The organism is Kitasatospora sp. NBC_00039 (assembly GCF_045160625.1).
GTDB lineage: Bacteria > Actinomycetota > Actinomycetes > Streptomycetales > Streptomycetaceae > Kitasatospora.
This window is the reverse complement of sequence record NZ_CP108289.1, coordinates 7,796,879-7,814,519: the sequence shown is the minus strand read 5'-3', so window position 1 is coordinate 7,814,519 and position 17,641 is coordinate 7,796,879. Positions and strand designations below refer to the sequence as shown.

The window sequence follows — 17,641 nt, the reverse complement described above, 5'->3', positions numbered from 1 at the left end:
GCAACCTTTTCGCTCCCGGCGCCCACTGCGCAGTGCAACGTCGAGTCGATCTACCGAATGGATGGGAATGAGGGCAACGAAGCACGCCGCCCCACAGCCGAACCGCGGGCGTGGGCTGGTCATGGGCATTCCGTTGGCGCTGGCGGCGGTCGGTGTGCTGGTGTGCCTGGCCTTCGCACTCCTGCCGGGCCGCGGGGGTGCCGCCGACTCCGCGGCGTCGGCTGCCGCCGAGTCCGCGGCGGCCACCGAGTCGAGCGCTCCGGCCTCCTCCGGCGTCCCGACCGGTGCCACGCCCTCGGCGGCGGCGCCGTCGGTGACCAGCCCCGCGCCCTCGGCCACCGGCACCCCGTCGTCCTCGGCCAGTCCCACGCCGCGGCCGTCGGCCACCACGGCCACCTCCACCACGGCCACTCCCGTCTCGGTCACCCCGTCACCGTCGGCCGCCATCAGCGGTACCGGCGCCGCACCGGCCGCGGCGTCGCTGGCCGGGCGGATCAAGCCCGGGACGAGCTACCAGGGCGTCGCGACCTCCTACGACGCCGCCGACGGCAACGGCGCCTGCTCGTTCGGTCCGTCCGGCGATCTCATGGTCGCGGCGATGAACCACACCGACTACGAGTCGTCCAAGGCATGCGGGGCGTCGGTGCTCGTCCGCGCCGCCAACGGGGCCGGCATCACGGTGCGGATCGTCAACGAGTGCCCCTTGCCCTGCGCGCCCGGGCAGCTCGACCTCAGCCACGAGGCCTTCGCCAAGCTCGCCGAACTCTCGGTGGGCCGCCTCCCGATCACCTGGACGGTGCTGAGCCCCGGCACGGCGCCGGACACGATGTCGATCCGGTACAAGAGCGGGTCCAGCCAGTGGTGGTGCGGGATCCAGGTGATCGGCCACCGGAACCCGGTGGCGGCACTGGAGGTCCGGACCGCCGGCGGCTGGCGGCAGCTCGCCCGCACCGACTACAACTACTTCCTCTCCCCCGACGGTGGCGGGTGCGGCGGGCCGATCAGGGTCACCGACGTCTACGGGGAGCAACTGACCGTCGACGGGATCGCGGTGAAGCCGGACATCGTCCAGCCGACCCGGGTCCAGTTCGCCCGGCATTGACCGCGCCGCTCGCCCGCCGGCCGGCGGTGGTCCCCCGCCGGGGCGACCACCGCCCCGTCCTGGAAACGGGCACTGCTAGGCTCACGCCTGTTGTTAGCGTTCACATTGCAGGGAGAGGGCGACCGGGGGAAATGCTCCTCGATGCCGCGTCCGCGGAGTTCCACGACTTCTTCGAACGCCACTACGCCGAACTCGCCCGTCTCGCCCACCTCCTGACCGGCGAGACGGACGCGGCCGACGACCTCGCCGCGGACGCCCTGCTCGCCCTGTGGCAGCGCTGGGACCGGCTCCGCGCGGCCGACCACCCGCTCGCCTACGCGCGCGGGGTGGTCGCCAACATGGCCCGGGCCCGGATCCGCAGCGCGGTCCGCGAGCGGCGCCGGGTCCTGCTGTTCTGGTCCCGCGCCCCGGAGAGAACGGACGGCCCGGACACGGCTGCCGTGCTGGACGTCCGTTCGGCGCTCGCCCGGCTGCCGTTCCGCAAGCGGGCGTGCGTGGTGCTGCGCCACGCCTTCGACCTGTCGGAGAAGGACACCGCCGCGGCCCTGGGCGTATCGGTGGGTACGGTGAAGAGCCAGACCTCGAAGGGCATGGCCGAGCTGGAACGCGCACTCGGCGCACGAGCGGTCGGCGAACTGGCGACGGGAAGGAGGAACGAACGGTGAACGACCACATCACCCGACGGCTGCGCGAGGCCGCCGAAGCCCACCAGCCCGACCGCGCACGGATTCTGGCACGGGTCGAACGCGGCGCGGCCGGCCCTCCCGCCCGCCACCGAACACCGCCGTTCGCGAGGTCGTGGCCCAGGGCCTCCCTCGCAGGCCTCGCCGTCGCCGGCATCCTGGCGACCGGCGGCCTCGCCGTCGCCGGCATCGTCCGGACGCCACCGCCGTCGGACACCGTCACCACCGCTCCGGCCGCCCCGTCTCCGACGGTCACCCCTTCGCCGACGCCATCGGCCGCCCCGGGCAGCGTCGCCCCGGTACCCGCGCCGGCCCCGGCCCCGGCCACCAGCACCCCGACCGGTTCGCGACCGACCCCCTCGGCGAGCAGCCACCCCCAGGACGGATCGCTGCGGTCGGAGGGGTCGGTCGACTCGCACAGCACGGTCTACTGGGCCCAGCACAACCTCGTCCTCAAGACCACCCAGCCGCTCACCTCACTCACCGTGGAGCTGCGCATCGCCCAGACCGGCGACGTACGGGACACCGGCAACTGGCGGACCCTGCCGAGCGACGACTTCACCGTCACCGCCCAGGAGTCCGGCGGCGTGCTGGTCTACCGCTGGGTCCTGAAGCCGGGCCGCACGGTGCCGGCCGGACAGCACGAGTTCGCCGGCCAGTTCAACCACGCCACCGGCACGCGCAGCGCCGCGAACGACGGCTACCGGGTCGACGCCCAGTCGTCCAGCGGGCCCGCCTCGGTCTGGGGAGGGTTCGGCCCGGCACGGTGAAGGCAGGCCAGCCTCCCGAGGGCCGGAACCACCGGCCCGGCCACGCGGTACCCGCCGGTTTGCGCCCCGGACCCGCGACCCGCCGGGCGGCGGCGGGAGTCGCGGCAGCGGCCCCGTCCCGAGCCCCCCCGGTACTGACACCACAGGGTGCCCGCTCGAACGAGCGAGCACCCTGGACCGGTTCGGGTTCCGGTCTGCCGGATCACCCCGGACCCGAGTTTCCTCGCTGCCCCCGCGCCAACGCGCCCCCGTTCAGTGCCCGATGTCCGGGCCCGGGTAGGAGAGCCGGTACCGGCCGCCCGCCGACAGCCGGACCCGGAAGCGCCGCGCGTCGCCGGGGGGTGCGGCGGCCGCGACCAGCCGGCCGTGGTCGGTCAGGACAGGCCCGCCTTCGCGCGCGGGCAGGCGCAGGTCGACCGTCACGTCCCGGCCGGCCCGCAGTTCGGCCCCGGTCAGCAGGCCCCGGCGCCGTATCGGGGCCCTCGGGGCGGCGACGCCAGTCGCGATGTCCACGGTGGCGCCGGCTTCACCAGTGACCCCGCCGTCTCGTAGCACCCCGAGAGGAGCAGAGCAGAAGCGCACAGGGCGGTGGACGGCTTTGCCGGCGCTGCCGTCGAAAGTATTGACACCCTAATTGTGAGCGTTAACACTCTTGCAACAAGCGGGCGTCGTACCAAGACCCCGGGGCGGCGACGCACGCCCACGCGAAGGACTACGGCTCCACCGTCGTCAGCTGCTCCGACGGCAGGACCTGCACCTGGAGGTCCACCGACCACGTCGAACTCGGCAAGCTGTAGCGGCGCCCCTGCGGTAGCCGGTTGGAGCCGAACAGCCCTTGTGCGCGGATCCCTTGGCCGCTGTACTCCCCGATTTCTTCTCTAACGCACCATGGAGTTCGCCATGCCGGCTCACCCCTTCAACCGCCGTGCCATGTTCAAGGCGACCGGCGTCGCGGCCGTGGCCGCGGCTGCCGGCCCCGTCCTCAGCCCCGGCTCCGCTGCGGCGGAGACGCCCCCGGTCAGGTCCGACGTCGGAGTGTCGACGGTGCCGTTCGAGCTGGGTCAGGTCCGGCTCACCAGCAGCCGATGGCTCGACAACCAGAACCGCACCCTGGCGTACCTCCGCTTCGTCGACGTCGACCGCCTGCTGTACAACTTCCGCGCCAACCACCGGCTCTCCACCAACGCCGCTGCCGCGAACGGGGGTTGGGACGACCCGGGATTCCCCTTCCGTACCCACGTTCAGGGCCACTTCCTCTCGGCGTGGGCCCAGGCCGCCGCCGCACTCGGGGACACCACCTGCCGCGGCAAGGCCAACCAGATGGTGGCCGAACTCGCCAAGTGCCAGGCCAACAATGCCGCCGCGGGCTTCTCCGCCGGCTACCTCTCGGGCTTCCCCGAGGCCGACTTCGCCAACCTTGAAGCGGGCAAGCTGAGCAACGGCAACGTCCCGTACTACTGCGTCCACAAGACCATGGCCGGTCTGCTCGACGTATGGCGCCTGCTGGGCAACACCCAGGCCCGCGACGTGCTCCTCGCGCTCGCCGGCTGGGTCGACCGCCGCACCGCCGCGCTCAGCTACGGCACGACGCAGTCGATGCTGGGCACCGAGTTCGGCGGCATGAACGAGGTGCTGGCCGACCTCTACCAGCAGACCGGGGACGCCCGTTGGCTCACCACCGCGCAGCGGTTCGACCACGCCGCAGTCTTCGACCCGCTCGCCGCGAACCTGGACCAGCTGGGCGGCATGCACGCCAACACGCAGGTGCCCAAGTGGATCGGAGCCGTCCGCGAGTACAAGGCCACCGGGACGACCCGCTACCGTGACATCGCCGCCAATGCCTGGGCGATCACCACCGGCTCGCACACCTACGCCATCGGCGGCAACAGCCAGGCGGAGCACTTCCGGGCGGCGAACGCCATCTCCGGCTACCTCACCGACGACACCTGCGAGCTCTGCAACTCCTACAACATGCTCAAGCTGACCCGGGAGCTGTGGCTGCTGAGCCCCGACCGCGCCTCGTACTTCGACTTCTACGAGAAGGCGCTGCTCAACCACGTTATCGGCGCCCAGAACCCGGCCGACCCGCACGGCCACATCACGTACTTCAGCTCGCTCAACCCGGGCGGCCGCAGGGGCAAGGGCCCGGCCTGGGGCGGCGGCACCTGGAGCACCGACTACGGCACGTTCTGGTGCTGCCAGGGAACGGGTGTCGAGTCCAACACCAAGCTGATGGACTCCATCTACTTCCACGACGGCACCACCCTCACGGTGAACCTGTTCCTCCCATCCGTCCTGGACTGGACCCAGCGGGGCATCACGGTCAGCCAGACCACCGCGTTCCCGGCCGAGGACACCACGACGCTCAAGGTCACCGGCAGCGTCGGCGGGACGTGGTCCATGCGCGTCCGCATCCCCGGCTGGACCTCGGGCGCCACGATCAGCGTCAACGGCGTCGCGCAGAGCGTCGCGGTCACCCCGGGCACGTACGCCACCCTCACCCGGTCCTGGGTCTCCGGTGACACCGTCACCGTGAAGCTCCCCATGCGGGTGGCCCTCCAGGCCGCCAACGACAGCCCCGGCGTCGCGGCGGTCACCTACGGCCCCGCCGTCCTGGCCGGCAACTACGGCAGCACCGCGCTGTCCGCCCTGCCGGCCCTGGACGCCGCCACGATCACCCGGACCAGCAGCACCGCCCTCGCCTTCACGGCCACCGCCAACGGAGCGACGGTCAACCTCGGCCCGTTCCACGACGCCCAGGGCTTCAACTACACCGTGTACTGGCGGACCGACAGTTCGAGCTTCCGTCTGGTCAACGCGGCCAGCGGACTCGTCCTCGGCATCCAGAACATGTCCACCGCCGACGGCGGCCTCGCTCTGCAGTGGCCCGACACCGGCACCGCCGACCACAACTGGGGCCTGGTCGTCGACGGCACCGCACTGCGGCTGCGCAACGTCAACAGCGGCAAGGTCCTCGGCGTGAAGGACATGTCCACCGCCGACAACGCCGCGATCCTCCAGTGGGGCGACACCGGCACCGCCGACCACCGGTGGACCGTCGTCGACGCGGGCAACGGCTACCACAAGTTCCAGAACGTCCACACCGGCAAGCTGCTCGGCATCGAAGGCGGCTCCACCGCCCAGGGAGCCGCAGCCGTACAGCTGCCCGACAGCGGCACCGCCGCCGGCCAGTGGCAGTTCCTCCCCGTCGGTGCCAGGCGGATCCAGAACGTCGCCAGCGGACTCGTCCTCGGCATCCAGAACATGTCCACCGCCGACGGGGGCACCGCCCTGCAGTGGGGCGACACCGGCACCGCCGACCACCTCTGGACGGCCGCCCTCGACACCGGCGGCTACCTGCGCCTGCGCAACTCCAACAGCGGCAAGGTCCTCGCCGTGGAGAACGGCGGCAGCGCCAACGGCGCCCAGATCGTCCAGTGGGCGGACAACGGCGCGGCCGACCACCGCTGGCGCCTGCGCCACGGCGGTGGCGACACCTTCAGGATCCAGTGCGCCAACAGCGGCCGCGTCCTCGGCATCTCCGGCGCCTCCACCGCCCAGGGAGCCCGGGCCGTGCTCTGGGACGACAACGGCACCAGCGACCACCTGTGGCGGTTCATCTGATCTGGCGTCGGGTCCCGCGGCCGCCGCAGGGCGATCGCGGCACCACGTAGGAAGCCGCTCCACCGCGTCTGTCACTGCGTCCGGCCTTCCGGGCCGGCGAGTGGAGCACTGGAACTTCAGGTGAGCTGAGCCGCGGGTGGGCACATTGCTCCGCCAGATCCCGTCACCCCGCCGGGACCGCCACGAGCAGCAGGGGTGTGACACCCACCAGTACCGCAGCGCAACCTGACGAAGATCACAGCCGCCATGAATGTTAGCGATAACAAAGCCGTGTGACAGCTCCACCCATTCACACAGGAGATCATTATGCGCACACCAAGTTCCAGCCGCAGGCCGCTGTCTGTGGTGCTCACCGCCATGGTTGCAGCCGTGGTGGCGCTGGCGGCGATGCTCGTCGCCAACCCGGCCCAGGCGGCCACCACCGGCGCCCTGCGCGGCGTGGGTTCCGGTCGGTGTCTCGATGTGCCGAACGCCAGTCAGACCGACGGCACGCTCATGCAGATCTGGGACTGCACGGGCGGGACCAACCAGCAGTGGACGCTGTCGGACAGCAACCAGCTGACCGTGTACGGCAACAAGTGCCTGGACGTCCCGGGCCACGCCACCACGGCCGGTACCCGGGTGGAGATCTGGGCCTGTAACGGCGGCGCGAACCAGCAGTGGCGGGTGAACACCGACGGCACGGTCGTCGGCGTGGAGTCCGGGCTGTGCCTGGACGTGTCGGGCGGCGCTACGGCCAACGGCACGGCGGTGCAGCTCTGGTCGTGCTCCGGCGGCAGCAACCAGAAGTGGACCGGCATGTCCGGGACGCCGACCACGTGTGCTCTCCCGTCGACATACCGGTGGACCTCGAATGGTCCGCTGGCGCAGCCGGCGAACGGGTGGGTCGCCCTGAAGGACTTCACCACCGTGACGTACAACGGCAAGCACCTGGTCTACGCGACCACCTCCGACGGATCGTCGTGGGGCACGATGGGGTTCAGTCCCTTCACGAACTGGTCGGACATGGCGACGGCCACCCAGTCCGGGTTGCCCCAGTCCGCGGTGGCGCCCCAACTGTTCTACTTCGTGCCCAAGAACACCTGGGTGCTGGCCTCACTGGGGTGGGGTACCGCCTGGCCCTTCACCTACCGCACGTCCAGCGACCCCACCAACCCCAACGGCTGGTCCGCGCCGCAGCCCCTGTTCACCGGCAGCCTGCCCACCGGCGGCCCGATCGACCCGACCCTGATCGCCGACGGCCAGAACATGTACCTGTTCTTCGCCGGTGACAACGGCAGCATGTACCGGGCGAGCATGCCGATCGGGAACTTCCCGGGCAGCTTCGGCTCCTCCTACACCACGATCATGAGCGACACACCGGCCAACCTGTTCGAGGCGCCGCAGGTCTACAAGGTCCAGGGCCAGAACCAGTACCTCATGATCGTCGAGGCGCAGGGTGCGAACGGGCGCTACTTCCGCTCGTTCACCGCCACCAGCCTGAGCGGCTCCTGGACCCCGCAGGCCGGCACCGAAAGCAACCCCTTCGCGGGCAAGGCCAACAGCGGTGCCACCTGGACCAACGACATCAGCCACGGCGACCTGGTCCGCAACAACCCCGACCAGACCATGACCGTCGACCCCTGCAACCTGCAGTTCCTCTACCAGGGCAGGTCCCCCAGCTCGGACGGACAGCCCTACGTGCAACTGCCCTACCGGCCGGCCGTCCTCACCCTGCAGCGCTGACCTGCCAGATCCGCGGTGAACGCGATCAGGTGCGACCTACCGGGGCTTGGCCAAACGGGCTACGGCACGGACAACTCCACCCGCTGACCGATACTCACCGCCTCCAGGAACCCCAGCCGTACATCGGCTGGGGTTCCGCTCCGTCACCTGGAACACGTTCCGGACGAACGGTAGTGAAGCTTCCCCCTGGACGTGGACACCTGGAGTGAACCGCACCGGCTTGGCCGGAGACTCTACGTTGTGACTGTGACCAGCGGTTTTGTGGCGGTCAGGTAGTAATTGGCCTCGTACTCGGCGGGCGGGACGTGGCCTATCTCACCGTGGAGTCGGCGGTGGTTGTTCCAGTCCACCCATTCGGCCGTGGCGAGCTCGACCTCGGAGAGCGTGCGCCAGGGCCGCTGGGGCTTGATCAGTTCGGTCTTGTACAGGCCGATGGTCGACTCCATCAGTGCGTTGTCCAGTGCGTCGCCGACCGAGCCGATGGAAGCGGCGATGCCGGCCCGATCCAGGTGCTCGGCCAGCGCGAACGACGTATATTGCGACCCCGCGTCCGAATGGTGCGTCAGTTCGCCTGCCTCCGGCCGGTTGCCGGCGCGGTCGCGCTGCCACAGCGCCATCTCCGACCTCCAGGTCGCCACCCCCGGCCTCGCCGCCAGGGCCACCGACGCCCGCGTCGAACGAGCCGACACCCACGCCGGGCGCTGGTCCGACCACGCCCCCGTCACCGTGGCCTACGACCTGGAGAGCTGACCGACCCCAGGCGGCCGGGCCGCCGCCCGATCGGCACCCCGGCCGTCGACGAGCCGGCCGACCCCGGCTTCCGGCCGGGCGCACGTGCGGCAGGAACCGGTCCCGGACGACGTCCGAACCCCCCGTACGCGAGCCGACCCGCGCATTGCCCTCGGCCGCCGACGCCGGCCACCGCCTCGCCGGCCGGCCGGCCGGCCGATCCGCTGCTGCCCTCGATCGAGACCATCGGCAACGACTACGCCCTGCTGCACGCCATGGTCCACGCCCGGCTGCCCGGCGTCGTCCACAGCCGGCACATCGTCAACTACTACACGCCCGAGCGCCGCATCGGCGCCGGCTTCATCGCCTACCAGATGCGGTTCGTCAAGTTCCTGCTCTCGATGCTGTACCTGTACCCGGTCTACGGCCTGTCGGATGGCCGGGACGCACTGCGGTCCCGTGCTCCCCGCTCGCCGGAGACCTGTCGTGCTGGAGCAGCGCGGCACGGTCAGCTGTTGTCCGGGTGGTAGACGCTGAGGTCGCCGTAGGCCGGCAGGACGCCGGCCAGGTCGCCGGGTTTGCCTTGCAGAATGGCGTCCAGGAAGGCGAGCGTGGCTGCGGCGACGACGCGCGGGCTCTCGGTGCGCCCCAGGGAGCCGACGATCGAGGGCACGGGCGGCAGGTACAGGGGGCCGTCCATGAAAGTGAGATGTGCGGCGCCGGGGATGGTGAGCCGGTAGCTCGTCGCGGCGCTGGACTCGAGCACCTCGGTGAGGCGGGGTATGTAGCGCGGGTCGGTTCCCGGGGTGATGGCCTGGGTGAGCGCGAGCGTCGGCTGGCCGAGGGAGGGCGAGGTGGGGCCGTGGGGGTAGCCGTCCAGATCGATGACGGCGTCGAACCGGCGGTCCTGCCGGGCTGCCTGCAGGGCGGCCGCACCACCCATGGAGTGGCCGGCCACCGCGACCCGGCCGGTGTCCAGGCGCCCGTTCAGCGGGCCGGCGATCTCACCTCGGTCCAGGCTGTCCAGCTGGGTGAGGACGAAGCCGAGGTCGGCGGCTCGAACCGCTGTCCAGCCGGCCGCCAGCTCGTCGTCCTGGTCCGGGTCGCCGGTGGAGGCGGTCTCGGTGTTGATGGTCCGGCCGTCGGCGAGGACGACGGCGGCGGAGTCGTACGGGTGGTCGAGGGCGGCGACCACATAACCGTGGCTGGCCAGTTCCTCCGCCCAGGCGGTGTTCTGGGTGCGCACTCCGCCCGACCCGGGAGAGAACAGCACGACGGGGAACCGTCCCCCCTTGCTGTCCACCGGGGCGTCGACGACCGCATGGGTGCGGGCACGCGGAACACCGTCGACCAGGAAGCCGGGCAGGCCGACTCCGTGGGCGAGGGCATCGGAGACGGTGCGCGCCTCGTGCTCCGTGCGTCCGAGGTACCGGGCCCGCTGCGCGCCTGCGGGGCTCTTCTGCGCGGGGTACCAGAGCTGGACCACGACGGTGCGCCGGTCGTCGGGATCGGCAGTGAAGGTCTCGGGGCGGCGTGGGTCGGTCCACTGCGCCACGCGGGTGCCGACCGCGAAGTCGCCCGACGGTTCGGGGAACACGGGCACGGGAAAGGCCCAGGCGGCCACCGGGCCCGTGGCGATCAGGCCGACGCAGGCCACCGACCCCGGCAACGCCAGCCACCAGCGGGCCCGCCACGCCGGCCGGCCGGTACGGCGTCGCAGCAGGGGGGCCAAGGCGAACGGCGACGCGAAGGCGGCACCTGCCAGTACCGGCAGCATCTGCCAGCGGATCCCCACCACACTCAGCACTATCGCGGACAGCACGAGAACCGCCCCGGCCGCCGTCGTGACGCGTGGGCGGGCGGCGGGGGGAAGCCAGCGCGCCACCACCAGCGCGACGGCAGCACGGCAAGAAATTCCAGAGGGGACATGGACAGTCCCGCGATGATCTCGGTCACCCGGCCATACTCGGCGCCGGGGATGCGCTGCCACATCGATCCCGGGTCGCCATCGTGTGCGACCGGGGTCGCAATCCGTGGCAGGTCCCGGTGCAACCGGGGTCGCAGTCGAGCACGCCGGATCAGCGGCCGCCGTACGACCACGGGAGGTAGCGGGACTCCTCCTGCGGTCGTATCGCGCCACGGGTGCCATCAGCCGGTGGACTCATGTGCTTCGCGGGGCCCGCGGCCTACCGTGACAGGGCTGCGGTACGTGCCGGGCAGCGCGGAGGCGTGCGTGCCCCGTACGCGACCGGGGCGCGGCTGTACGCGGTGGCGGCCCTGGCCGGGGCCGCCATGACGCTGAACCGACAGGAATGTGCGATGACCGAGGCGGCCGCGGAACCCGTCCTCGCCCACCGGGCACGCCACCGGGACCGGGACCGATGGGCGAGGACGGCCTTACGGCTGACGAGGTACGCCGACCTGGCCTCCGCGCGAGCGGCGCGACCGGTGAGAGCCGCCCGGCGCTGGGGCCTCCGGCTGCCGCCCATGGTGTGGGACTCGCTGTTGCCGGCGCTGCTCCTCCTCAACGTCGTGACCACACGCGCGCCGCAAGAGCTGCCGGCGGCCGTGGCCCTCACCGCCGCCCTTGCGCTGCCCCTGGTGTGGCGGCGCCGGGCCCCGCTCACGGTGTTCGGCGCCGTGGCAGCCGCGGCCTTCGGCCAGTGGCTGATGGACGTCCAACTGCCGGCGGACATCGCCTTGCTGGTGGCTCTCTACACGGCGGCCGCGAACTCGGGCCGGCGCGGCACGCTCGTCGCCGGTGCCGTCGTGGAGGCAGGGGTCCTGCTGGCCTGTCTGCGCTGGGCGACGGAAGGCGCATTCCTGACCCCCTTCGTCGCGGTCACCGCGATGGTCGTCGCCGCCGCCGTCCTGGGTGTGAACGTGCGGACCACGCGCGCCTACCTCGGGGCCCTGGAGGAACGGGCCGCCCGCCTGGAGCAGCAACAGGACCAGCAGGCGCGACTGGCCGTCGCCGAGGAAAGGACACGCATCACCCGGGAGATGCACGACATCGTCACCCACAACCTGTCCGTCATGGTCGCGCTCACCGACGCCGCCGTCTACGCGCAGCACCGGTCACCCGACAAGGCCACCACCGCGATGCTCCAGGTCTCCGAGACGGGCCGGCAGGCCCTGACCGACATGCGGCGCTCCTTGGGCATCCTGCGGACCGACGAACCGGACGCGGAGCGCCACCCGTTGCCCGGCATCGCACAGCTGGGGACCCTCGCCGACCAGATGTGCGCTGCCGGGCTGCCGACCCGCCTCGAGGTCCACGGCGGCCACACCCACATACCCGCCACCGCACAACTCACCGTCTACCGTCTGGTACAGGAAGCCTTGACCAACGCCCTCAAACACACACCCACCGGCACACCCGCGAAGGTCCGGATACGGTGCTCAACCGAGTCCGTCACCGTGGACGTCACCGACGGCGGCCCCTGCCCACCGCTTCCCGCCGCCACACCATCCGGCCACGGCATCCCCGGCATGCGCGAGCGCTCGGCCGCCTACGGGGGGAAGTTGCAGGCCGGCCCTCTTCCGGGCGGCGGCTGGGGAGTCCGTACCCGCCTCTTCCTCGGCAGCGGCGGAGCGGCGTCCGCATGACGATCCGCATCCTGATCGCCGACGACGAAGCTCTGCTCCGCATGGCCTTCAGCACGGTCCTGGAGGCCCAGCCCGACATGGCACCGGTCGGCGAAGCCGCGGACGGCATCCAGGCCGTACGCCTCGCCCGGGAGCTGCGCCCCGATGTCGTCCTCATGGACGTCCGGATGCCCGGGACCGACGGGATCGAGGCGACCCGACAGGTCATCGGGGTCTCCCCGCAGAGCAGGGTGCTGATCCTCACCACCTTCGACCTGGACGAATACGCCTTCGCCGGACTCAACGCCGGAGCCTCGGGCTTCCTGCTGAAGAACACCAGGCCCGAGGAGCTGCTCACCGCGATACGCAGCGTCGCCGCGGGCGACGCGGTGGTCTCCCCGCGGATCACCCGCCGCCTGCTGGAGCACCTCCGCCCGCACATCCCCGACGGCAGCAGCGCCGACCGCGACGAGCGGCTGAGCCGGCTCAGCGCCCGTGAACGCGAGGTGCTCGTCCAGGTGGGCTGCGGCCTGTCCAACACCGAGATCGCGGCCACCCTGTATCTCGCGGAGGCGACCGTGAAGTCCCATCTGGGGCGAATCCTGCAAAAGCTCGAACTCCGCGACCGGATACAGGCCGTGATCTTCGCCTACGAAAGCCGCCTCATCCACCCGGCCTGACGCCGCCGGAGCCAACGGCGTTGTCCTGCCCGCCCCGACGGAATACGCCGACCGGCGGTCACCGCACACCGCGCGTCGTCACGCTCCGCCCGGGAGGACTCGCAGCTCAGCCATCGGCATCCGGCCGTGGTGGGTCGTGCGTCCAGTCTGGTCCGCCGTCCTGACCGCGGTACTCGTAGCACTGAAGCTGTCCGCGCAGCGGGCGCACCGACCGCTGTCAGGGGGCGCAGTCGCGGCAGATCAGCCCGCCCTGGTCGTCCGTGTGGGCGAGCCGGCTGCGGTGGTGGATCATGAAGCAGGTCGCGCAGACGAACTCGCCCGGCTGCTCCGGCAGGACCTTGATGATCAGCTCCTCCCCGGAGAGATCAGCTCCGGGGAGCTCCACGGTCTCGCCCTCTTCCGTTTCGTCCGGGCCTGCCGCGCCGGGCCGCCGCTCCTCACGGCGGGACTTCAGTTCTTCAAGGCTTGCCTCGTTGTCGTCCTCGGTGTGCCGCGGGGCGTCGTAGTCCGTTGCCACAGTGATTGCTCCTTGCATAGGTCGCAGAAGTCACCCGGTAAGGCCGGGTCGGCAGGGCTCCCGCGGACGGGGCGCAGGCGGAGCCGGCGTCCCTCTTGCCGGCGGCCTGCCGGGCCGCGCCGGCGGTTGTCGATGCGGTACCCAGGTCGGGCAGGTCAGCAGGAGGACTGCCCCCGGCGGGTTCGGCGACGGTGATCCCCGGCGGTGGTCCCACAGACCGGGCAGACGTGCCGGTCCCAGCGCGGCGGCCACCAGGGGTCACCCGGTGCGGCGGGCTGCTGTGAGTCGGATTGCAGGCCGCGGGTCGACAATCCGCAGAGGGTGAACTCCGCCGGGGTGGGCGTGCGGGCGGCGGCGTGGACCCGGACGACCGGTGAACTCGGCGTGGCGGGCAGTCCCTCGGCCGTGAGGAGCCGCACGTTCGCCGGTCCATCCAGCTCCAGCAGTGCGATGAGATCCATACCCCCACCGTGGCCCGCCCCAACACCGCGTGCATCCGGTCGTCGGCACACGGGTGCACTCGGCTGATCAGCCCTGCCCGGCTCGACCTGTCCATGCTCCCGCAGTTCTGACGAGCGCAGCGACAGGACCGCACGGAAACCGCCGAGCGCGCAACTCGTGCCGGTCCTGCGGTGTCCGGCGCAGGAGGTCAGGCCCCGTAGCCCCTCGGCGCCGCCCATCGGCCCCAGCACCCCGGCCTGGACGGACACCCTCGCCAGAGCCGGCTCGCCCTGGGGCACACGTGACGACCGGCGCCGACCTTGTGGAGCGAGCAGCGACAGCACGACCTGGCCCGCCATCGCGCCCCGGCCGAGGGCGAGCCGCCGGCGGCCACGAACACGAGCAGGACTCCCACGCCGAACAGATGCGGGAGGCCACGCACTGGCAGACCCTTGGAAGAGAAGCCGACCCCGGAGGAGAGCGATGACCGGTGCCAGTGCCCCACGGGAACCGAGCGCCATGGTGCACATGTCGATCTCCGGTGCGCCGTCCGTGGCGAACGTGGTCGCCGACACGGTGGGGCAGTCGTTCAGGCTGATTGTCGTCCCTGGTCCTGGCGCAGCAGGGGACTATGTCTCACCCGCCGATCAGGTGGTCCGCACCCGCTGGCAGGTGGACACGTCGGCCCCGATCGAAGAGGCCGCCGCACAGCCGGTTGCCCTCGCAGATGCCGGCGCCGCCCCGGTGAAAGTGGAGCTCAGCGGTCGGGCCGATGCCGTGGTCCAGGTTGATGCGCTGATCCGCGGTCGTTTCCGCGCTGGACCGCCGGCGGGGATTTCGCAGGCGTTCGAAGTGTGGCCGGGGAGCCCTCCGCACACCCCAGACCGGCCATGACCGAAGTGGTACGGCCCGGCGAAATCTCAGGCCCCGCCGCACCGCATGGGCCGACCGGCTCTACCGGGCCGCTCTACCGGGCCCGTCGGCGCTCCGCCGGGCCTCGTCACCGATCGCGACTCGTGGCAGTGCCGTGCGGGCAGACGGAAACCTGCAAGGTGGGCTCCCTTCGCCGGCATTGTCCGGATCAGGTCATGGAGGTCGCCTTCCGGTCTCACAGACCTTCCAGCCTCTCAGCCCGACCGTCGACAAACACCCCGCGCGGAGCCTCCGCCCATCGCCCGGGGCCATCCGGTCGAACTCCCTCGCTCGCCCCGCAGGCCAATTCCCACGGTACTCTCGCCCCCGCCCGGCACCAGGGCCGAACGGCCCCAGAGCTGCCGACAGCTTCCCGCGCGGTCACCGGCCGAGACGCTCAGCGATCGGGACCGATGCGACCACGGCGCATGATCTGTTCAGTCCGAAGCCGCAGCCTCCCCGGCGGCGCGGAGCTCACCGGCGATCTCGGCGGCCCAGGCGTCGATGGCGGCCCAGTCGCGGTAGTCCCCGGTGCGTCCGCCCAGGAGACGGAGCGCGAGCGTGCCCACCCGGCCGAGCTGTTCACGGGTGACGACACCGGAGAAGAGGCGGTGCTCGCAGAGCCCGGGCAATGGCCCGAACGTCTCACGGACGATCGCCTCCTCGCGACCGGCGAACCTGCGCCACGGCCCCCGCAGCGCGGCGGGCATACCGACGCTGAAGGCCCAGACCCGACCGTGCGCGAGCGTGTCACGGTGGCGTTCCAGGAATGCGGCCGCTTCCGGCAGCCACCGCCGGCTGTGGACCGCACTGCCCAGAACGAAGGCGGAATACCCGGACGCCGTCGTCCTGTCGCCGAGCGGCCGGACGTCGGCTGAGACGCCGGACTCGGTCAGCCGGATGCCGATACGCTCGGCGATCTCCCGAGTGGACCCGTGCGCACTCGCATAGCCGACCAGAACCGTCATCATTCCTCCTCCGAACACGCGGGTCCACGCCTCAGGGCGGCCGGGTCCGGTCCCGGCCCGGTGTCAGCCCGCCGGTTGCAGGTCGGGTTTCAGGTGATCGGTGAACCAGGACGTGGCCAGGCCGGCGGCCTCCTCGATCGCTCCGGGCTCCTCGAACAGATGGGTGGCGCCGGTGCACGGCGTCCCTGCTTCTCGGCGCGCCCTCCTCCCCTTCACGATCCTCCCCGTGCCGAGGGCACGCGAACGGCAGCATCCCGACTGGCAGCCACCCGCCGAGCCGGCCCCGTCCTGCGCCCGAACGGGAACGGACATGCCACGGCGACGCAGCCGGAGGACTATGAAGAGCAGTGGGCCGACCGGGGGACGGCGCCCTCCCTCCAACCTGCCGGAATCGCCGCGCCCGGCAGCCCACGCGCAAGCCACACCTTGCCGGAGACCCCCATGAGCAACAGTCCCGCACACGGTTCCCCCGGCCCGGTCGTCGTCGGCACAGACGGCTCGGAGCCCGCCCGCCGGGCCGTCCTCTTCGCCCTCCAAGAAGCACAGCGGCGTGGCGTCGCACTGCGCGCCGTGTCCGCCTACGGCTCCGGCCACGCCGGACAGTCAGGCCTGGAGAGAACCGCCTGGCCCCGCACGAGCGGAGATGTGCCGTCGCATCTGCACGACATCGTCGCCCGTGGGGTCATGGACTCCGTCGAAGGGCTGCGCCAGCAGGTCGGCGAGCCGTTCGTCGAGGTCGAGGTGCACTGCGACCGTGGGCGCCCCGCCCAGGTTCTGCTGGCCGCGAGCCAGGACGCGAGCCTGCTCGTGGTGGGTACCCTCCCCCAGCCTCCGGCCGGGGGTGCCCCCATCGCCGGAGTCTGGGGCCGCCTCGCGCTGGGCTCGACCAGCACCGAGGTCGTCCACCACGCCCACCTCCCCGTCGTCGTCGTGCCGCCCGAGCCCCACGCCGCGTCCGCGTGCATCGGCGCTCACGAACCCGCACCGGAGGAGAGGCCATGCAGCACAGCACCGTCCAGGACGTGATGACCCGGGACGTCGTCGTCGCCCACCCCGAGGCCACATTCAAGGAGATCGCCGGACTGTTCCACCGCAACGACATCACCGCCGTGCCGGTCGTCGACACCGAGAATCACCCGGTCGGCATCGTGTCCGAGGCCGATCTGATCCGCAAGGAAGCCAGCCTGCTGGAGGAGGGCCGCTCGGTCACCCGCTGGCTCCACCCGCACGAGCGGTACCGTGCCGAGGCGGAGATCGCCGAGGAAATGATGACCAGCCCGGTCATCACCGCGCGCGCCAACTGGACCCTGGCGGAGGCCGCCCAAGTGATGCACCGCAAGAAGCTCAAGCGACTTCCCGTGGTCGACGACGAAGGCCGGCTGACCGGCATCGTCAGCCGCAGCGACCTGCTCCAGCCCTTCCTCCGCGACGACGCCTCGATCCGCGCGGAGATCACCCACGACGTCCTGCTCAATACACTGTGGATCCCGGCCGACGCCGTCCGGGTCTCGGTCGACGACGGCGTCGTCACCCTGGCCGGCACGGTCGAACGCAAGAGCCTCATCCCCGTCATCGAGGGAATGTGCCGCTCACTGGACGGAGTGGTCGCCGTCCGCCAAACCCTCGGTTACGAATTCGACGACGGCCACGTCGACCCCGGGCAGTCGGCGGTGCGCGGCATTATCGGCCCACATTCGGCGCCCCACCGCTGAGCGACTCCAACCGGCCCTGGAACGGGCCCCACCGTTGGGGAGGCAGGGCAACCTTCTCGGGCGTGTACTGGGTCCGAAGGCTGCAGCCGAGCGATGGGCGGGCCCATTCGTGCGATCCGCCGTCACTACCGTCGACCGGCCGAAGACGCTCTTCGACCGCGAGGACGAGTGGACGCGCTCGCCGGCTTCG

At 71.5% G+C, this 17,641-nt stretch carries 17 protein-coding genes and 2 pseudogenes; 12 read left to right on the top strand and 7 right to left on the bottom strand.

Going from position 1 to position 17,641, the window contains the following annotated elements; genetic code table 11:
• Positions 1–67: 67 nt before the first annotated feature.
• The 3 genes from OG286_RS34635 to OG286_RS34625 all read left to right on the top strand — a co-directional run bounded on the left by OG286_RS34635 (position 68) and on the right by OG286_RS34625 (position 2,555).
• Positions 68–1,102, top strand: coding sequence for an expansin EXLX1 family cellulose-binding protein (locus OG286_RS34635; protein ID WP_396321267.1), 1,035 nt, complete (start codon positions 68–70; stop codon positions 1,100–1,102).
• Between the two features lie 131 nt (positions 1,103–1,233).
• Positions 1,234–1,767 (top strand): SigE family RNA polymerase sigma factor, encoded by a 534-nt coding sequence (locus OG286_RS34630; protein ID WP_396321266.1) that lies wholly within the window; start codon positions 1,234–1,236, stop codon positions 1,765–1,767.
• On the top strand, positions 1,764–2,555 hold the full coding sequence (locus tag OG286_RS34625) for a hypothetical protein (protein ID WP_396321265.1): 792 nt from the start codon (positions 1,764–1,766) through the stop codon (positions 2,553–2,555). The genes OG286_RS34630 and OG286_RS34625 overlap by 4 nt, the downstream gene beginning before the upstream one ends.
• 252 nt (positions 2,556–2,807) lie before the next feature.
• Here OG286_RS34625 and OG286_RS34620 read toward each other — a convergent pair whose 3' ends face one another.
• Positions 2,808–3,068 (bottom strand): hypothetical protein, encoded by a 261-nt coding sequence (locus OG286_RS34620; RefSeq protein WP_396321264.1) that lies wholly within the window; start codon positions 3,066–3,068, stop codon positions 2,808–2,810.
• 387 nt (positions 3,069–3,455) lie between these two features.
• Between OG286_RS34620 and OG286_RS34615 the strand changes: the two genes are divergently transcribed.
• Both OG286_RS34615 and OG286_RS34610 read left to right on the top strand, forming a co-directional pair.
• On the top strand, positions 3,456–6,179 hold the full coding sequence (locus OG286_RS34615; protein ID WP_396321263.1) for a beta-L-arabinofuranosidase domain-containing protein: 2,724 nt from the start codon (positions 3,456–3,458) through the stop codon (positions 6,177–6,179).
• Positions 6,180–6,485: 306 nt separating this feature from the next.
• A complete protein-coding gene (locus OG286_RS34610) occupies positions 6,486–7,904 on the top strand; it encodes a non-reducing end alpha-L-arabinofuranosidase family hydrolase (RefSeq protein WP_405366001.1) in 1,419 nt (472 codons plus the stop codon).
• 233 nt (positions 7,905–8,137) lie between these two features.
• Here the strand turns inward: OG286_RS34610 and OG286_RS34605 are convergent.
• Positions 8,138–8,524, bottom strand: a pseudogene (locus OG286_RS34605) (integrase core domain-containing protein); the annotation flags it as partial.
• A gap of 1 nt (position 8,525) precedes the next feature.
• Here OG286_RS34605 and OG286_RS34600 point away from each other — a divergent pair.
• A pseudogene (locus OG286_RS34600) lies at positions 8,526–8,654 on the top strand (exodeoxyribonuclease III); the annotation flags it as partial.
• Positions 8,606–9,163, top strand: a complete 558-nt coding sequence (locus OG286_RS34595; RefSeq protein ID WP_396321306.1) for a DUF6271 family protein — start codon at positions 8,606–8,608, stop codon at positions 9,161–9,163. The pseudogene OG286_RS34600 and the gene OG286_RS34595, both read left to right, overlap by 49 nt.
• On the opposite strand, the gene OG286_RS34590 is transcribed toward OG286_RS34595, so the two are convergent.
• Positions 9,142–10,455, bottom strand: coding sequence for an alpha/beta hydrolase family protein (locus OG286_RS34590; RefSeq protein ID WP_405366000.1), 1,314 nt, complete (start codon positions 10,453–10,455; stop codon positions 9,142–9,144). The two genes, OG286_RS34595 and OG286_RS34590, sit on opposite strands and share 22 nt — an antisense overlap.
• A 665-nt stretch (positions 10,456–11,120) precedes the next feature.
• Here OG286_RS34590 and OG286_RS34585 point away from each other — a divergent pair.
• Together OG286_RS34585 and OG286_RS34580 are read left to right on the top strand one after the other, a co-directional pair.
• The gene (locus OG286_RS34585) at positions 11,121–12,242 is read left to right on the top strand and encodes a sensor histidine kinase (protein WP_396321260.1); all 1,122 of its coding nucleotides are present in this window, start codon (positions 11,121–11,123) and stop codon (positions 12,240–12,242) included.
• Entirely contained in the window at positions 12,239–12,901 is a 663-nt protein-coding gene (locus OG286_RS34580; protein ID WP_396321259.1) for a response regulator, read from the top strand. Before OG286_RS34585 ends, OG286_RS34580 begins: the two co-directional genes overlap by 4 nt.
• A 217-nt stretch (positions 12,902–13,118) precedes the next feature.
• On the opposite strand, the gene OG286_RS34575 is transcribed toward OG286_RS34580, so the two are convergent.
• Together OG286_RS34575 and OG286_RS34570 are read right to left on the bottom strand one after the other, a co-directional pair.
• Complete coding sequence (locus OG286_RS34575) at positions 13,119–13,418, bottom strand: DUF4193 domain-containing protein (RefSeq protein WP_405365999.1); 300 nt, start codon at positions 13,416–13,418, stop codon at positions 13,119–13,121.
• Positions 13,419–13,573: 155 nt separating this feature from the next.
• Positions 13,574–13,879 (bottom strand): hypothetical protein, encoded by a 306-nt coding sequence (locus OG286_RS34570; protein WP_396321257.1) that lies wholly within the window; start codon positions 13,877–13,879, stop codon positions 13,574–13,576.
• A gap of 463 nt (positions 13,880–14,342) precedes the next feature.
• Here OG286_RS34570 and OG286_RS34565 point away from each other — a divergent pair, with 463 nt between their 5' ends.
• On the top strand, positions 14,343–14,753 hold the full coding sequence (locus OG286_RS34565) for a hypothetical protein (protein WP_396321256.1): 411 nt from the start codon (positions 14,343–14,345) through the stop codon (positions 14,751–14,753).
• Between the two features lie 455 nt (positions 14,754–15,208).
• Here the strand turns inward: OG286_RS34565 and OG286_RS34560 are convergent, their stop codons facing one another.
• Together OG286_RS34560 and OG286_RS34555 are read right to left on the bottom strand one after the other, a co-directional pair.
• On the bottom strand, positions 15,209–15,742 hold the full coding sequence (locus OG286_RS34560; protein WP_405358819.1) for a flavodoxin domain-containing protein: 534 nt from the start codon (positions 15,740–15,742) through the stop codon (positions 15,209–15,211).
• Positions 15,743–15,802: 60 nt separating this feature from the next.
• Positions 15,803–15,955, bottom strand: coding sequence for a hypothetical protein (locus tag OG286_RS34555; RefSeq protein WP_396321254.1), 153 nt, complete (start codon positions 15,953–15,955; stop codon positions 15,803–15,805).
• 225 nt (positions 15,956–16,180) lie between these two features.
• Between OG286_RS34555 and OG286_RS34550 the strand changes: the two genes are divergently transcribed.
• Both OG286_RS34550 and OG286_RS34545 read left to right on the top strand, forming a co-directional pair.
• Positions 16,181–16,765: a universal stress protein gene (locus tag OG286_RS34550; protein WP_396321253.1), complete on the top strand. Its 585-nt coding sequence runs from the start codon at positions 16,181–16,183 to the stop codon at positions 16,763–16,765.
• Positions 16,738–17,451: a CBS domain-containing protein gene (locus tag OG286_RS34545; RefSeq protein WP_405358820.1), complete on the top strand. Its 714-nt coding sequence runs from the start codon at positions 16,738–16,740 to the stop codon at positions 17,449–17,451. Before OG286_RS34550 ends, OG286_RS34545 begins: the two co-directional genes overlap by 28 nt.
• Positions 17,452–17,641: the final 190 nt, after the last annotated feature.

Coding starts and splice junctions, on each gene's coding strand:
- OG286_RS34615 (WP_396321263.1), top strand. CDS start 3,456: ATGCCGGCTCACCCCTTCAACCGCCGTGCCATGTTCAAGGCGACCGGC.
- OG286_RS34580 (WP_396321259.1), top strand. CDS start 12,239: ATGACGATCCGCATCCTGATCGCCGACGACGAAGCTCTGCTCCGCATG.
- OG286_RS34570 (WP_396321257.1), bottom strand. CDS start 13,879: ATGGATCTCATCGCACTGCTGGAGCTGGATGGACCGGCGAACGTGCGG.
- OG286_RS34610 (WP_405366001.1), top strand. CDS start 6,486: ATGCGCACACCAAGTTCCAGCCGCAGGCCGCTGTCTGTGGTGCTCACC.
- OG286_RS34585 (WP_396321260.1), top strand. CDS start 11,121: ATGGTGTGGGACTCGCTGTTGCCGGCGCTGCTCCTCCTCAACGTCGTG.
- OG286_RS34630 (WP_396321266.1), top strand. CDS start 1,234: ATGCTCCTCGATGCCGCGTCCGCGGAGTTCCACGACTTCTTCGAACGC.
- OG286_RS34550 (WP_396321253.1), top strand. CDS start 16,181: ATGAGCAACAGTCCCGCACACGGTTCCCCCGGCCCGGTCGTCGTCGGC.
- OG286_RS34560 (WP_405358819.1), bottom strand. CDS start 15,742: ATGATGACGGTTCTGGTCGGCTATGCGAGTGCGCACGGGTCCACTCGG.
- OG286_RS34635 (WP_396321267.1), top strand. CDS start 68: ATGAGGGCAACGAAGCACGCCGCCCCACAGCCGAACCGCGGGCGTGGG.
- OG286_RS34545 (WP_405358820.1), top strand. CDS start 16,738: ATGCAGCACAGCACCGTCCAGGACGTGATGACCCGGGACGTCGTCGTC.
- OG286_RS34565 (WP_396321256.1), top strand. CDS start 14,343: ATGACCGGTGCCAGTGCCCCACGGGAACCGAGCGCCATGGTGCACATG.